This window comes from Pseudomonas sp. FSL R10-0056, assembly GCF_009600105.1.
In the GTDB taxonomy this organism is placed as follows: domain Bacteria; phylum Pseudomonadota; class Gammaproteobacteria; order Pseudomonadales; family Pseudomonadaceae; genus Aquipseudomonas; species Aquipseudomonas bubulae.
Genome location: NZ_WIWL01000170.1, coordinates 1 through 14,483 on the forward strand (window position 1 = coordinate 1; position 14,483 = coordinate 14,483).

The 14,483-nt window shown below is 61.1% G+C and carries 14 protein-coding genes; 1 reads left to right on the forward strand and 13 read right to left on the reverse strand.

Annotated features, from left to right (window positions below; all coding sequences use genetic code 11):
- Both GHO42_RS09725 and GHO42_RS09730 read right to left on the reverse strand, forming a co-directional pair.
- Positions 1-306 (reverse strand): FAD/NAD(P)-binding protein (locus GHO42_RS09725; protein WP_153384150.1); only part of this gene is annotated, 306 nt, incomplete at its 3' end.
- 74 nt (positions 307-380) lie between these two features.
- Complete coding sequence (locus GHO42_RS09730; protein WP_095018438.1) at positions 381-1,781, reverse strand: LLM class flavin-dependent oxidoreductase; 1,401 nt, start codon at positions 1,779-1,781, stop codon at positions 381-383.
- A 261-nt stretch (positions 1,782-2,042) separates the two neighbouring features.
- On the opposite strand from GHO42_RS09730, the gene GHO42_RS09735 reads away from it, so the two are divergent.
- Positions 2,043-3,269, forward strand: coding sequence for an acyl-CoA dehydrogenase family protein (locus tag GHO42_RS09735; protein ID WP_095018437.1), 1,227 nt, complete (start codon positions 2,043-2,045; stop codon positions 3,267-3,269).
- 94 nt (positions 3,270-3,363) lie between these two features.
- Here the strand turns inward: GHO42_RS09735 and GHO42_RS09740 are convergent, their stop codons facing one another.
- From GHO42_RS09740 to benA, 11 genes are all read right to left on the reverse strand, one after another.
- Entirely contained in the window at positions 3,364-4,341 is a 978-nt protein-coding gene (locus GHO42_RS09740) for an ABC transporter permease (RefSeq protein WP_094999999.1), read from the reverse strand.
- Positions 4,338-5,333 carry an ABC transporter permease gene (locus GHO42_RS09745; RefSeq protein WP_153326665.1) on the reverse strand — a complete coding sequence of 332 codons (996 nt, stop codon included), beginning with the start codon at positions 5,331-5,333 and terminating at the stop codon, positions 4,338-4,340. The genes GHO42_RS09740 and GHO42_RS09745 overlap by 4 nt, the downstream gene beginning before the upstream one ends.
- Entirely contained in the window at positions 5,320-6,864 is a 1,545-nt protein-coding gene (locus tag GHO42_RS09750) for a sugar ABC transporter ATP-binding protein (protein ID WP_095026156.1), read from the reverse strand. The genes GHO42_RS09745 and GHO42_RS09750 overlap by 14 nt, the downstream gene beginning before the upstream one ends.
- A complete protein-coding gene (locus tag GHO42_RS09755; RefSeq protein WP_238705493.1) occupies positions 6,861-7,808 on the reverse strand; it encodes a sugar ABC transporter substrate-binding protein in 948 nt (315 codons plus the stop codon). The genes GHO42_RS09750 and GHO42_RS09755 overlap by 4 nt, the downstream gene beginning before the upstream one ends.
- A gap of 251 nt (positions 7,809-8,059) precedes the next feature.
- The gene (catA, locus tag GHO42_RS09760; protein WP_153326667.1) at positions 8,060-8,986 is read right to left on the reverse strand and encodes a catechol 1,2-dioxygenase; all 927 of its coding nucleotides are present in this window, start codon (positions 8,984-8,986) and stop codon (positions 8,060-8,062) included.
- A gap of 42 nt (positions 8,987-9,028) precedes the next feature.
- Positions 9,029-9,319, reverse strand: a complete 291-nt coding sequence (gene catC, locus GHO42_RS09765) for a muconolactone Delta-isomerase (protein ID WP_095021161.1) — start codon at positions 9,317-9,319, stop codon at positions 9,029-9,031.
- A 126-nt stretch (positions 9,320-9,445) separates the two neighbouring features.
- The gene (locus tag GHO42_RS09770) at positions 9,446-10,564 is read right to left on the reverse strand and encodes a muconate cycloisomerase family protein (RefSeq protein ID WP_094999993.1); all 1,119 of its coding nucleotides are present in this window, start codon (positions 10,562-10,564) and stop codon (positions 9,446-9,448) included.
- Positions 10,565-10,591: 27 nt separating this feature from the next.
- Complete coding sequence (locus tag GHO42_RS09775; protein ID WP_153326669.1) at positions 10,592-11,353, reverse strand: 1,6-dihydroxycyclohexa-2,4-diene-1-carboxylate dehydrogenase; 762 nt, start codon at positions 11,351-11,353, stop codon at positions 10,592-10,594.
- Between the two features lie 20 nt (positions 11,354-11,373).
- On the reverse strand, positions 11,374-12,384 hold the full coding sequence (gene benC, locus GHO42_RS09780) for a benzoate 1,2-dioxygenase electron transfer component BenC (RefSeq protein WP_094999991.1): 1,011 nt from the start codon (positions 12,382-12,384) through the stop codon (positions 11,374-11,376).
- Between the two features lie 69 nt (positions 12,385-12,453).
- Positions 12,454-12,942 (reverse strand): benzoate 1,2-dioxygenase small subunit, encoded by a 489-nt coding sequence (benB, locus tag GHO42_RS09785; RefSeq protein ID WP_094999990.1) that lies wholly within the window; start codon positions 12,940-12,942, stop codon positions 12,454-12,456.
- Complete coding sequence (gene benA, locus GHO42_RS09790; protein ID WP_094999989.1) at positions 12,939-14,297, reverse strand: benzoate 1,2-dioxygenase large subunit; 1,359 nt, start codon at positions 14,295-14,297, stop codon at positions 12,939-12,941. Before benA ends, benB begins: the two co-directional genes overlap by 4 nt.
- Positions 14,298-14,483: the final 186 nt, after the last annotated feature.

A 14,483-nucleotide genomic window follows, 5' to 3' on the forward strand; every position in this document is an offset into this window, starting at 1 on the left:
GGACTCGGGCCAGCCACCCCCGGCGATATGAGCCTGCAGCCAGCGGGTCAGGTCGTCGGCATCATCCGGTTCGACGCTCATGCGCGCGGCATTGCCGTTAAGGGTATGGCCCAGCTCGGTGGCGCTGTAGGCCTCGCCCCGGCCCAGTTCGGCCCGGGGTTCCAGCACCACGATATGCCGGGCACCCGGCAAGCGCAGCAGTTGCATGGCCAGCAACGTACCGCTCAGGCCACCGCCAACAATCAGAATATCGGCCGTGCGGATGGCAGGGGTTGCCTGTCCGCTTGGCACATCACTTGAGGTCATTCACTCGTTCCTGGATTTATTGAGCGCTGAACGCAGAGTCAGTCACTGACCCTGCCTGTGTCCAGCCCCTGGTTTCAAGCAGGCTCTGTTGCGCGGCTGCGGTTGAGTTCGCCCAGGTTGCGGTAGCCCGCCCCCGGATGCCCGTGTGCCAGACGCGGACCTTCGCCAAACAGCTTCTCGCGCAGGGTGCCCGGCGCGTAGTCCTTCTTGTACACGCCGCGCTTTTGCAGTTCCGGCACCAACAGCTCGACGGCATCGATAAAGGTCTCGTGGGTGATGGCGTAAGCCAAGTTGAAACCGTCCACATCGGTCTCGGCCACCCATTCTTCGAGCAGGTCAGCCACGGTTTCCGGGCTGCCGACAAACAGCGGGCCAAAGCCGCCGATGCCCACCCAGTCGGCCAGGGCATTGGGGGTCCAGACAGTGTTGGGGTCCGCCGTGGAAAAGGTCTCGACCGCCGACTGAATGGCATTGGTGTGCACATGTTTGAGCGGCTCGTCAGGCTTGAACTGACTGAAATCAATGCCGGTCCAGCCGCTGATCAGGGCCATTGCGCCTTCGTAGCTGACGTAGCTTTTGTATTCTTCGAACTTGGCCTTGGCCAGGGCATCGGTCTCGCCGAGGATCACTGTCTGCAGATTGAAAATCAGGATTTTGGCAGGGTCTCGCCCGGCTTCGGCCGCACGGCGGCGGATATCGGCGACGGTTTTTTTCAACAGCACCTTGGACGGCGCCGCGACAAATACGCACTCGGCCTGCTCGGCGGCAAACTGCTTGCCCCGGCCGGACGCCCCTGCCTGATAGAGCACCGGAGTGCGCTGCGGCGAGGGTTCACAGAGGTGAATGCCCGGCACCTGGAAATGTTTGCCGTAGTGGTGGATTTCATGAATTTTGCCCGGGTCGCTGAACACCCGTCGCTCGCGGTCGCGCAGGATGGCGCCCTCTTCCCAGCTGCCTTCCCAGAGCTTGTAGCAAACTTCCAGATATTCCTGGGCATAGTCATAGCGCGCATCGTGCTCGGTCAGCGCTTGCTGCCCGATGTTCCTGGCGCCGCTTTCCAGATACGAAGTGACAATATTCCACCCTGCACGGCCTTTGGTCAGATGGTCAAGGGTCGACAGCCGACGAGCGAACGGATACGGATGCTCAAACGACAATGAGGCGGTCAGGCCAAACCCCAGGTGCTCGGTCACCAGCGCCATCGGCGGGATCAGTTGCAGCGGGTCATTGACCGGCACCTGCACGCCCTGGCGGATCGCCGCATCGCCATTGCCGCGATACACGTCATAGATTCCCAGCACATCGGCGATAAACAGTCCGTCGAACTTGCCACGCTCAAGGATCCTGGCCAGGTCTGTCCAGTATTCAAGGTCCTTGTACTGCCACGAGCGATCACGGGGGTGGGCCCACAAGCCCGGGGATTGATGACCGACACAGTTCATATCGAAGGCATTGAGACGGATTTCACGGGACATCCAATTACTCCACGGCAAGGCTTTTGAAAGCGCTATTGCACAGGCCGTGCCGGACATGCCCCTGCCTTGCGAGTACGAGCCTGCTTGCCCGCGCAAGGATTCTTGGTGCTCATTGCTGTGCGATTTGCGTACAACCTGATTGTTAACTGTTGCTCAGCAGTCAGTTGCCAAGGCCTGACTCCCGGTTTTGCGGGCTCGTCGCCTGCGGCACAAACCCTGCAACCCCCCACGACAGGAACCTTCCATTTCAGGAGAACTGCCATGACCGCATCACCTCTGTCCGTGGGCACCGACTACGAGACCCTGGCCAATCGTTTTCGCCCGCTGTTTCGCAAAATCGCCGCCGGCACGCTTGAACGCGAACAGGCCCGCGAGTTGCCCCATGAACCTATCCGCTGGCTCAAGCAGGCAGGTTTTGGCGCAGTGCGGGTGCCGATTGAATACGGCGGCTCCGGAGCGTCCATCGGCCAATTGTTCCAGTTACTGATCGAGCTGGCCGAGGCCGACTCCAATATCCCGCAAGCCCTGCGCGGCCATTTTGCCTTTGTCGAAGACCGTCTCAACGCTTCGCCAAGCCCGGAACGCGGGGCATGGTTCGCACGTTTTGTGGCGGGCGAGCTGGTGGGCAATGGCTGGACTGAAGTGGGCGCGGTAAAACTGGGGGAAATCCTCACCAGGATCACCCCCCACGGCGACAAGTACCTCCTCAACGGCGCCAAGTACTACAGTACCGGCAGCCTCTTTGCCGACTGGATAGATGTCTATGCCCAACGTTCGGACAACGGCGCCGATGTGATTGCCCTGGTGCATGCCCATCACCCCGGCGTCACCCAGAGCGATGACTGGGACGGCTTTGGCCAGCGCACCACGGGCAGCGGCACCTCGGTGTATGTCGACGTGCCGCTGAGCGCCGAACACGTAATCCCCTTCGAAACACGTTTCAAATACCAGACCGCTTTTTACCAACTGGTGCTGCTGGCCGTACTCGCGGGTATTGGTCGTGCGGTGGAGCGCGATATTGCGCAAGAAGTGCGTGAACGCAAGCGGGTGTTCAGCCACGGCAATGCCGAGACCGCCAGTGGCGATGCGCAAATCCTGCAAGTGGTCGGGCAGATATCGGCTCAGGTCTACGCAGCCGAGGCGCTGACCCTACGCTCGGCCGAACCGCTGCAGAGGGCCTATGTCGCACGCCTGGCCGAGGACATTGAGGCCGAGCGCCTGGCCAATATCGACGCCGAAATCGAGACTTCCAAAGCCCAGGTAGTGGTGTCGGAATTGATTCTGCGGGCCACCAGCGATCTGTTCAATGCGCTGGGAGCCTCCGGGGTCAGCGTCAGCAAGGCGCTGGATCGCCATTGGCGCAATGCTCGCACTGCGGCCTCCCACAACCCGTGGATCTACAAGGCGCGGATTGTCGGGGACTGGGCGGTTAACGGTACTGCGCCGCTGTATGTTTGGCAGATCGGCAATAGCCTCAAAGCAGGCTAGACAGCGGTGTGGCCGCGGGCCTCGCGATGCAGACAGCGCGGGGCATTCGCACCAGCACAGTGCTGCCACCGCAGGCAAACCAGCCCCTTCAGGCTTACTGCTGCGCCTGCAATCGCCGACTGCCAAAACTGAACGCCAGCACCAGCAAAATCAGCGCCCCGGTCGCCACCTGCTGCCAATAGAAATTCCAGCCGATCAACAGCAACCCATTGGCAATCACATTGATAAACAACACCCCCAGCAACGTGCCGGGGATGTTGGCGCGTCCGTTGCGACTCAAGGTAGTGCCCATAAACACTGCACCGATGGCATTGATCAAAAACGCATTGCCCGACATCGGTACATAAGCATTGACCGTGGAACTGAGCACAATCCCGGCCACGGCACAGGCCAGCGCGCTGGCAATAAACACCTTGAGGCTGATCTGGCGGATCGACAGGCCCGAATATCGCGCCAGTTGCACCTGAGTGCCAACCGCGAGAATTTCTCGCCCCAACCGCCCTCGGGCCAGAATCACCCCGTATACCGTCGCCACACCCAGCACCAGCCACAAAGGCAAGGGCACACCCAACCATGACATCGCGCTAAGCCCCGGCAACAGGTTCTGCGCGATATAGATCGGCTGCCCACCCTCGGACAGCAACTGCTGAATACTGGTGCCGATAAACAAGGTGCCCAGTGTCGCCAGAAATGGCGTGATGCCAAGACCCGCGATCAGCCCCGCATTAAAACCACCCACCAGCGCCCCGGCCAGCAGGGCGCCGGGGATGGCAACGGGCAGGCCATGACCGCCATTTAACAGCACGACAAAGGCCAGGCTGGCGAAATCCACCGCGGTGCCCACCGACAGGTCGATCCCCCCTGCCGCCACAGCCCAGGTCATGCCAATGGCGACAATCGCCAACAGCACGAAGTTGTTCAGCAGCAGGCTGCTCAAATTGCCCAGGGTCAAAAATCCCGGCGCAGCCACAGCGAAAAACACCACGATCACAACGATCAAGAGCGGCAGAATACCGCGCAGCAGGCGGGATATAAGCACCGCGGATACCGGCGTTGCAGCGAGCGTAGTCATTGTCCACCCTCCTCTTTGCGCAAGGCACTGGACATGGCCACCACCAATAGAATCAGCACCCCCTGCACACCGTTGACCCAGAAGCTGGCGATGTTCAGCAGTTGGAAACCGTTAATCAAGAAACCCAGCAGCAACGTTGCCAACAAGGTGCCGGGGATATTCGCCACCAGCCGCCGGGAGAACACCACACCGAGAAAAGCAATGGCCACTACCGACAGCAGCATGTCCCCGGAACCGGTGGTGCTGCCGCTGAAAAATGCCGCCGAACAAAATGCTGCAACCGCTGCACACAGCCCGGCAATCAGGTAGCTGGAAAACACATAGCGGCCTACGCCCAGCCCGGCCGCCCGCGCCGCCTGGGGGTATTCGCCCACCGCATACAGGCGCAAGCCATAAGGGCTGTGCTGAATCAACAAGCCCAGCAGCAAGGCAACCCCCAGCAACACCCAGGCCAGTACGGGTACCCGCAGCCATTCATCAGTGGCCAGGATGTCGAGCAAGGCCGAGTCGGTGGGCAGCACGCTGTTTTGGGTCAGCACCAGCTCCAGCCCGGTAATCAGGTTCATGCTCGCCAGGGTGGCGAGCAGCGGCGGCAGACGCAGCACCACTACGGTAAAACCGTTCAGGGCACCCACCGCCAGCCCGCAGAGCAAGGTCAGGCCAATTGCTTGCGCGGCGTTCAGCCCCGCATTGTTCAGGCTGCTGTAGACCGCTGCACAGAGGCCCAGATTGGCCGCCAGCGACAGGTCAAGGCCACCCGAAACCACATTGGAACCACCACCAATCACCACACAGGTAAGGCCGAAGGCGAGAATGCCGAGGATCGCCGACTGGGCAAACACGTTGGCGATATTGCCCGGGCTGAGGAAGTTTGGCGCACTCACGGCGAACACCGCCAGAATCAGCAAAAGCGCCAGCAGTGAGCCGCGCCTCAGAAGCAGCAAGCCAAGCCGTCGGGCCAGCGGTTGGACGAGGATTTCAGACGAAGGCATGTGCAGGCTCCCGCTCGCATTCAAGGGCCACAGTGGCTAATTCCCGCGCCCCCGTGGCACAGGCCAGCAAACGATCGCTGTCGACCTCACGGGCATCGAATTCACCGGCCAGCGCACCACGGTGCATCACCAGAATCCGGTCACTAATGCCAATCAGCTCCGGTAAATCAGAAGACAGCACCAGCACCGCCGCACCTTGCTTGGCCAAGCGGCCGATCAGGCGATAGATCTCGACCTTGGCGCCGATATCGATGCCGACACTGGGTTCGTCGAGCAGATACACCGCACAGCCCTTCCCTAGCCATTTACCCAGCGCGACTTTTTGCTGATTGCCGCCACTCAACTGCGAGACCCTGGCGTCATGTCCGGCGGTCTTGATCCCCAGTTCGGCAATCAGCCGATCGCTTTCCCGAACCTGTGCCGCAGAACTCAACAGCCCCCAGCGACTAAAGCGCGACAACCCGGCCAGGGTCAGGTTTTCCATGACCGAAAGCAGTGGTGCAACCCCGTGGCTGCGGCGTTCTTCGGGCACCAGCGCGATACCTTTGCGCACCGCATCGCGGGGCGACTTGAGGCGCGTAAGGCGTCCCTGCAAATGCACGCTGCCCTGCTCGGGCTGCACCAGACCAAACAAAGTCTTGAGCAGTTCCTTGGCACCAGAACCCACCAGCCCGGTCAGCCCCAACACTTCACCTTTGCGCAGGCTCAAGTGGATATCGCGATACGCCAGACCAGCACTGAGCCCCTTCAGTTCGAGCACCACCTCACCCGGCGTTACCACGGCCTTGGGGTACATCTCGCCGACCTCGCGATTGACCATCAACCGGGCAATCTGCGCGGTTGAAGTGCTGCGTGGATCGACCACGGCCACGGCACGACCATTGCGCAACACGGTGACCCGGTCGCACAGGCTTTGGATTTCTTGCAGATAATGGGAGATATACACAATCGTCAGACCCTGATCGCGCAGACGGCGGATAATGGCCAGCAACTGGTCAACCTCGCGCTTGACCAGTGACACGCTGGGCTCATCGAACACCAGGACTTTCGGCTTGGCCAGCAAGGCCCGGGTAATTTGCAGAATCTGTCGCCGGGCGCTGTCCAGCTCGCTGACCAGCGCCCCGGCGGGGAACTCCAGGTCGAAATACTCACGCAACAACCTTGCGGCCTCGCGGTCCTGGGCACGCCGGCGGATAAAAGGCCCGCACCGGAGTTCGCGGCCGAAGAACAGCGCTTCACCTACGGTAAAACTGGCGGGCAACAAGCGTTCCTGGTGAATGAAATGCACGCCCAGCGCCTCAATCTGCCGCGGGCTCAACGCCGCAAAAGACTGCCCGTCCACTGCCAGGGTACCGCTGTCGGCCCGATGGATACCTGCCAGCACTTTGATCAGGGTTGATTTACCGGCGCCGTTTTCACCGACCAACCCGTGAATGGAGCCTTGCTCGACGCGCAGATCAACGCCATCCAGCGCCCGGGTGGCCCCAAAAGACTTGGTGATGCCCTGCAAATGCAGGGCGGGAGACGTCACTGATCGCCTCGCAGCTTTTGCACCTGCTCAAGGTTCGCAGCAGTGGTCAGCAGGGTCGGCACCTGGGTTTCCCTGGGCAGGTCATGTTGCCCGGCCAGATAGCGCGCCACGTTTTGCACAGCGGTTTTGCCGATCAAAGCCGGTTGCTGGGCTATCACCGCACCGACCGGCGAGTCGCTGCGTTTGAGCAACTCCAGCACTTCGGGCGTGCCATCGACGCCATAGGTCTTGATCTCCGTACGCCCGGCATCCACCAACGCCTTGCTCGCGCCCAATTGCGGAATATCCCAGGCAGACCAGATCGCGGTTACGCTGCCCTTGGGGTATTTGTTGAGCAGTGCACTGACCTGACTGTAGGCGTCCTGCACGGTATTGGGGATCACATCACGCAGTTCGGGATCAATGATTTTCAGCTCGGGATGATCCTTGAGCGCCAGTTTGAGCTGGTCATAGCGGATCGCACACACCGGCACCCCGTAAAAGCCGTTGAACACCAGAATATTGCCCTTGGCGCCACTGTCGGCTACCAACTGGTCGGCCAGATGCTTGCCGGTGGCGACGTTGTCCGATGTGGTGTTATTGAGGCTGTATTGCGACGGCGCATCAATCGTAAACAGAGGAATGCCGGCCTTGCTGATACGCTTGAGCCAGGGATCGATCACGCTCAGGGTGCCCAGGGTCTGGATCACCGCATCGGGTTTCTGGGTGACCACGGTTTGCAGTTGGGTCACCAGGTTTTTATCGTTGCGCCCGGCATCCAGGGTGATCGGTGTGCCGCCCAGGCGCCTGACTTCGGCAACCTGGGCGTCGAAGGCTTTGACATCAAAGTAGTGACTGGTGCCGGTCATGCTGATGGCAATGCGTTTGCCGGCCAGGGAAGGCACATCGTTGTCGTCGGCATGGGCCAGTGTGCCCAGCCCGACGCTGACCACCGCCAGCGCCATGGCCTGCCAGAAGCGTGTAGGGAAAAAGTGCGGTTTGCGCGAGGTGGCTGCAGGCATGACAGTGTTCCTGAAGGGTATTTCCAGGAGCTTTGCACAGACCATGCCGCAGCCCTTTGAGCCAGTGGCGCCGGCGGGCAGCGCTGTGGCACGGTTCCCAGAGCTGCCTGTTTGCCAACAGTCTGTCGGACCACTGTTGCCGGGCAAACACTTGCAGACCGGCACGGGTTCTCAGGCCTCGCTGCAGCCTGCTGTCAAACCTGCTGCAAGGCCCGCGGGCGATGGCTGCGCTGTTCGGCAGCAGGCGCAACGGCCTGTTGCAACTGGAAGTCGAACCTCAACTCGGCATAACGCCCGGCAACACCACGAGCACCGTCGTCGCGAAACTGCACTTCACCCACCAGGCCGTCGCGGGTGGCATAGGCAAAGTCGTCCCACAGGTACTTGTCCCCGGACAGGTTGATCTGGGTGGTCAGGTGACGGTGACCGGGAGCCGAGATAAAGAAGTGCACATGGGCCGGACGCTGGCCGTGACGGCCCAGTTGGTCAAGGCATTCCTGGGTCGGCCCCTGCGGGTCGCAGCCATAGCCCGAGGGCACGATGCTGCGGGCACGGTAGCGGCCCTGGGCATCGGTGATGATACGTCGGCGCAGATTGTACTCGGACTGGCTCTGGTCAAAGAACGAGTAGGTACCCTTGGTGTTGGCGTGCCATAGATCAACCGTGGCACCGGCCAGCGGTTGGCCCGAAAGATCGAACACCTGCCCTTCGAGGAACATCACGGTGGCAACACCCTCCTCGCTGCCGTCGTCCATCCGTGCCAACCCTTCGTACACCGGGGCACCGGCCACATACAGCGGGCCTTCGATGGTACGCGGGGTGCCGCCAGTCTGACCGGCCTGCTCGTCCTTGGCGTCCTGCAACAGGTCGATAAAATGCTCGATGCCCAGCCCGGCCACCAGCAGCCCGGTTTCCGAGCGGCCGCCCAGGCGGTTGAGATAGTCCACGGACTTCCAGAATTCATCTTCAGTGATGTCCAGGTCTTCGATGATTCTGGCGCTGTCCTGCAAGATGCGCAGGATGATGCTTTTCAGGCGCGGGTTGCCGTTATCGCTGGAAAAACCTGCGGCTTCCTTGAAGAAGCGCTGGATGACTTCGGTGTGGGAAATTTTCACGGTCATGGGGCTCACCTCATCTTGTTCTTGTGCAAGGGATAGAAAGCGTTAGCGGTCGTCGCTGTGGATCGAGGACGGGTGGCGGCACAGCCCTTCAATCTCGATATCCATGTAGGGAAAGAGCGGTAATTGCAGCAGGGTGTCGTGCAAGGCCTCGACACTGGCCACGTCGAACACGCTGTAGTTGGCGTAGTGCCCGGCGATGCGCCACAGGTGGCGCCAGGTGCCTTCCTGCTGCAGCCGTTGAGCCAGTTGCTTTTCGTCGGCTTTGAGTTTTGCGGCTTTGGTCGGGTCCATGTCCAGGGGCAGATTTACGGTCATTTTTACGTGGAAAAGCATGGGGCTCTCCTTGAAGAAATAGGGGAAGTGGCTGTGGGAGCGGGCTTGCTCGCGATAGCATCAGCGCGGATGCACCGAGTCGTCTGCATCGCGAGCAAGCCCGCTGCCACAGGGGATTTCAGACTGTCAGCGGCTAAAACGGGCCAGGCGCTCTTCGTCCAGCGTCAGGCCCAGGCCTGGAGTGCGCGGGATATGCAGCTCAAAATCACGGTACTGCGGCGCCTCGGTGACGATGTCTTCGGTCAGCAGCAGTGGCCCGAACAGCTCGGTGCCCCAGGTCAGTTGCTTGAGGGTGAGGAAGGCATGGGCCGAGGCCAGGGTACCCACCGAGCCTTCAAGCATGGTGCCGCCATACAGGGCGATACCGGCGGCCTCGGCGATATGAGCAGTGCGCAGCACTGCACGGGGCCCGCCGTTTTTCGCGATCTTGAGGGCAAAGACACTGGCCGCACCGTCCGCCGCCAGACTGAAGGCGTCCTCGACACTTTCGATGGATTCGTCGGCCATGATCGGCGCCGGGCTGCGCAGATTCAGACGCACCTGCCCTGAACGATTAGCCCGGGAAATCGGCTGTTCGATCAGGTCGATACCGTGGTCACCCAGCACCTGGCAACCACGAATGGCCTGGGACTCGTCCCAATACTGGTTGACGTCAACCCGCACACTGGCGCGCTCACCCAGGGCCTTTTTGATCGCCAGCACATGTTTGAGGTCCTGCTCCAGCGGGTTGGCACCGATCTTCAATTTGAAGATGCGGTGGCGTCGCAGGTCGAGCATCTGCTCGGCTTCGGCAATGTCACGGGCAGTGTCACCGCTGGCCAGGGTCCAGGCCACTTCCAGACTGTCGCGCACGCGCCCGCCCAGCAACTCGCTGACCGCCAGCCCCAGGCGCTTGCCCTGGGCGTCGAGCAACGCGCTTTCGATACCCGATTTGGCAAAGGTATTACCCTTGGCAATCTTGTCCAGGCTGTGCATGGCGGCGTTGATATTGGCCGCGGGCTTGCCCACCAGCATCGGTGCCAGATGCGCATCGATATTGGCCTTGATGCTTTCCGGGCTTTCGTAACCGTAGGCCAGGCCGCCGATGGTGGTGGCTTCACCGACACCTTCGATACCGTCGCTGCAACGCAGGCGCACAATCACCAGGGTCTGTTTGCGCATGGTGTGCATGGCCAGCGTATGCGGGCGGATGGTGGGCAGGTCGACGATCAGGGTCGTCAGGCTTTCAATCAGAATTTGGCTCATGGCAGTTGTCCTTTTTTATCAGAGAAGTCAGCCGAGGTCGCCGCCACCCACCGGCAGGGTTACGCCGGTGATATAGGAGGCTTCGTCGCTGGCCAGAAACAGGATCGCGCCGACCTGCTCATCGAGGCTGGCGTAACGTTTCATCAGGCTGCTGTCGAGGGTCTGGTCAACGATTTGCCGGTACCAGACTTGCTCCTCGGGGCTTTGCTCGTTCTCATTGCGCGCAATCCGCCGCGGTGGTGCCTCAGTGCCCCCGGGGGCAGTGGCGTTGACGCGAATCCCGCGCTGGGCATTCTCGAACGCCAGGCAGGCAGTCAATGCATTCACGCCGCCCTTGGCCGCGCCGTAAGGAACGCGGTTGACGCTGCGGGTGGCGATTGAAGAAACATTCACAATCGCCCCGCTGCCCTGTTCGAGCATGTAGGGCAGCGCCGCATGGCAGCACCACAGAGTGGGGAACAGCGAGCGACGAACTTCGGCCTCGATTTCCTCGGCCCGGTAATGCTCGAACGGTTTGGCCCAGATGGTGCCGCCCACGTTGTTGACCAGCACATCGAGGCGGCCAAAGGTATTCACCGCTGCAGCCATCACCCGCACACAATCGGTGTATTGCTCCAGATCGGCACTCAGGGCCAGCACGCCTTCGCCCTGCAGCTCAAAGACCAGCTCGGAACGGTCCACCGCAATCACTTGCGCGCCCTCGCCCAGCAGACGCTCGCACACGCGACGGCCAATGCCCTGGGCGGCGCCGGTAACCAGCGCGACCTTGTTGTGGAATCGGTTGTTCATGGCTAGCTCCAATCAAAGTGTCAGGCCGCAGCGGCAAACTTCTCGTAGTAGAAATTGGCCGGGGTAATGCCCTGCTCGCGGATATACAGGTTGACCGCTTCCACCATCGGCGGCGGGCCGCACAGGTACACATCGACGTCGCCCTGGTTGAGGTGGCCCGGCTCGATATGCTGGGTCACATAGCCCTTGAGCGGGTGCTGGCTCTGCGGGTTGGCCACGCAGGCGCTGAAGCTGAAATTGGCGATGCGCTCACTCAGGGCATGCAGGCGATCCAGCTCCACCAGATCGAAGTCGTTGCTCACGCCGTAGATCAGATGAACCGGGTAGGCACTGCCCTGCTCGGCGATTTTTTCCAGCATCGCGGTGAACGGCGCCAGCCCGGTACCACCTGCCAGCAACAACAAGGGCCGCTGGATCTGACGCAGGTAAAAGCTGCCCAAAGGGCCCGCCAGGGTCATGCTGTCGCCAGCCTTGGCGATGCCTGTCAAAAAGCTGCTCATCAGCCCGCCCGGGACATTGCGGATCAGGAAGCTGACCTCGCCATCCTTTTGCAGGGTGCTGAAGGAATAGGCCCGGCTCTGCCCGCTGCCGGGTACCTGCAGGTTGACATACTGGCCCGGCAAAAACGCCAGGCTGCCCAGGGACTCGCCCTTTATCGACAGAGCGATGGTGCTCTCGGACAACTGCTGCACATTGCTGATAACGGCATCAAAACTGGCCTGTTGGGTCTTGCACAAGGTCGAAGAAGCAGGCACCCGCAATACGCAGTCGCTGGCGGCGCGCATCTGGCAGGTCAGCACATAGCCCTGCCCGGCCTCCTCTGCGCTGAGGGCGTCTTCGATATAGTCCTCGCCCAGCTCGTAGCGGCCAGCTTCGGCAAAGCACTTGCAGGTACCGCAGGCACCGTCGCGGCAGTCCAGCGGGATATTGATGCCCTGGCGGTAAGCGGCGTCAGCGACGGTTTCCTGGCCATTGGTCTCGATAAAACGGGTAACTCCGTCTTCGAAGTTGAGGGCAATTTGAAAACTCATAATGTACCTCGCAGGCAATGCCCGGCCCGGGCACCCACAGGCACTCTCAGGCACGCATCACAGCCTTGATCAGATGTGGTAGATGTCGATGACCTGACGCACGTAGTCATTCTTGAGCACGACTTTCTTGGCCTTGATCAGCGGCTGTGGGCCGCGCATGTCGAGGGTGTAAAAGCTGGTGCCGAAGTAGCTGTCGGTGGTCTTGTAGCGAAAGCTGAGGGTGTGCCAGTTAAAACGCACTTGGCACAGGCCGTCGGCCTGGTCGACGATCTCGATATTGCTCAGGTTGTGCGAAGTGCGGGTGTCGGGCACGGTCGCGCTGGAGCGCTCGGTCTTGATGCGGAACACGCGATCTTCCAGGCCACCGCGGCTGCCGTACCAGATCAGCGAGATTTCGCTTTGCGGGTCTTCGGTAAGGCGGTCGTTGTCATCCCAGCACGGCATCCAGAAACTGGCATCGGCGGCGTACAGCTCAAGCCACTGATCCCACTGGCCGTCGTCCAGGTAACGCGCTTCGCGGTACAGAAAATCCCGCACAATGGGGTAAAGGCTGTTCATTGCACAGCCTCCACGGGGATCAGCGCGGGCTCGCCGCCAGCCGCCTTGAGCATGGTTTGCTGCCAGTATTTATGTTGCAGCACAAACAGGCCTTCGTCTTCGGTACGCACCCCGGACAACAGCGGCTTGAGGTCGATTTCTGCGGCGGCGGCATCGGCGCCTTCGACCCAGTGTTCGGCCCCGCGGGACATGTCATTCCAGCCGCGACCTGCACCGTAACCGGTCTGGCAGGAGCGGAACTCTTCCAGATCGTCCGGAGTGGCCATGCCGCTGACGTTGAAGAAATCTTCGTACTGACGGATGCGCTTGGTGCGCGCCTCACTGCTTTCGCCTTTGGGCGCGATGCAGTAGATGGTGATCTCGGTCTGATTCACGGAGATGGGCCGGGCAATGCGGATTTGCGAGCTGAACTGGTCCATCAGGTAGACATTGGGGTACAGGCACAGGTTACGCGAGTTCTCGATCATCCAGTCGGCACGGGCCTGGCCGAAATCCCGGGCCAGTTCGTCGCGGCGCTCGTAGGCCGGACGATCTTCGGGGTTGGCCCAGCGGGTCCACAGCAGCAGATGGCCATGGTCGAAGGAGTAGAAACCGCCGCCGCCCTTGGCCCAGCTGCCGGCGCTCATGGTTTTGATCTCTTCACCCGCTTCACGCAGGGTGCGCTGGTTTTGCGTGGCCGCGTAGTTCCAGTGCACGGAGCTGACGTGATAGCCATCGGCGCCGTTTTCGGCGGTCAGTTTCCAGTTGCCTTCGTAGATATAGGAACTGGCACCGCGCAGCACCTCCAGGCCATCGGCGGACTGGTCGACGATCATGTCGATGATCTTGGCGGATTCACCCAGATGCTCGGCCAGGGATTTCACATCGGGGTTGAGGCTGCCAAACAGAAAGCCGCGATAGGACTCGAAGCGGGCCACTTTGGTCAAATCATGGGAGCCTTCGCAGTTGAAGCCTTCGGGGTAACCGGCGGCACCCGGATCCTTGACCTTGAGCAGCTTGCCGCTGTTGTTGAAGGTCCAGCCGTGAAACGGACAGGTATAGCTGGCGCGGTTGCCGGTTTTGTGCCGGCACAGCATGGCGCCGCGATGGCTGCAGGCGTTGAGAAAGGCGTTGAGTTCACCGGCCTTGTTACGCGCGATAAAAATCGGCTGGCGGCCCATGGTGGTGGTCAGGAAGTCGTTGACGTTGGGGATCTGGCTCTCGTGGGCGAGGTAGATCCAGTTGCCCTCGAAGATATGGGTCATTTCGAGTTCAAAGAGGTCGGGGTCGGTGAACATCTCACGCTTGCAGCGGTAGATACCCTTGTCTTTGTCGTCTTCCAGCATGGCATTCAAGTAATCGATACCCAGGGACATGGCCAGGGCCTCCGTTGTTATTATCCAGGCCGGGTCAGGTTAGGGAGTCGATGTCCGGGGCACTATCCGTTTACTGCGGATCGTTATCCGGTTAGTGCAGGCAAGACGGGTATTTCAGTGGGAGCGGGCTTGCTCGCGATCCAGGCAGCGCGGTGTTCCGCTGACACCGCAGCGATCCCATCGCGA

What these genes read in the sequence shown, in the direction of transcription:
- catA (WP_153326667.1), bottom strand. Translation starts at nt 8,986, where the DNA reads ATGACCGTGAAAATTTCCCACACCGAAGTCATCCAGCGCTTCTTCAAG.
- GHO42_RS09770 (WP_094999993.1), bottom strand. Translation starts at nt 10,564, where the DNA reads ATGAGCCAAATTCTGATTGAAAGCCTGACGACCCTGATCGTCGACCTG.
- benB (WP_094999990.1), bottom strand. Translation starts at nt 12,942, where the DNA reads ATGAACAGCCTTTACCCCATTGTGCGGGATTTTCTGTACCGCGAAGCG.
- GHO42_RS09735 (WP_095018437.1), top strand. Translation starts at nt 2,043, where the DNA reads ATGACCGCATCACCTCTGTCCGTGGGCACCGACTACGAGACCCTGGCC.
- GHO42_RS09740 (WP_094999999.1), bottom strand. Translation starts at nt 4,341, where the DNA reads ATGACTACGCTCGCTGCAACGCCGGTATCCGCGGTGCTTATATCCCGC.
- GHO42_RS09775 (WP_153326669.1), bottom strand. Translation starts at nt 11,353, where the DNA reads ATGAACAACCGATTCCACAACAAGGTCGCGCTGGTTACCGGCGCCGCC.
- catC (WP_095021161.1), bottom strand. Translation starts at nt 9,319, where the DNA reads ATGCTTTTCCACGTAAAAATGACCGTAAATCTGCCCCTGGACATGGAC.
- benA (WP_094999989.1), bottom strand. Translation starts at nt 14,297, where the DNA reads ATGTCCCTGGGTATCGATTACTTGAATGCCATGCTGGAAGACGACAAA.
- GHO42_RS09755 (WP_238705493.1), bottom strand. Translation starts at nt 7,808, where the DNA reads ATGGCGCTGGCGGTGGTCAGCGTCGGGCTGGGCACACTGGCCCATGCC.
- GHO42_RS09730 (WP_095018438.1), bottom strand. Translation starts at nt 1,781, where the DNA reads ATGTCCCGTGAAATCCGTCTCAATGCCTTCGATATGAACTGTGTCGGT.
- benC (WP_094999991.1), bottom strand. Translation starts at nt 12,384, where the DNA reads ATGAGTTTTCAAATTGCCCTCAACTTCGAAGACGGAGTTACCCGTTTT.
- GHO42_RS09745 (WP_153326665.1), bottom strand. Translation starts at nt 5,333, where the DNA reads ATGCCTTCGTCTGAAATCCTCGTCCAACCGCTGGCCCGACGGCTTGGC.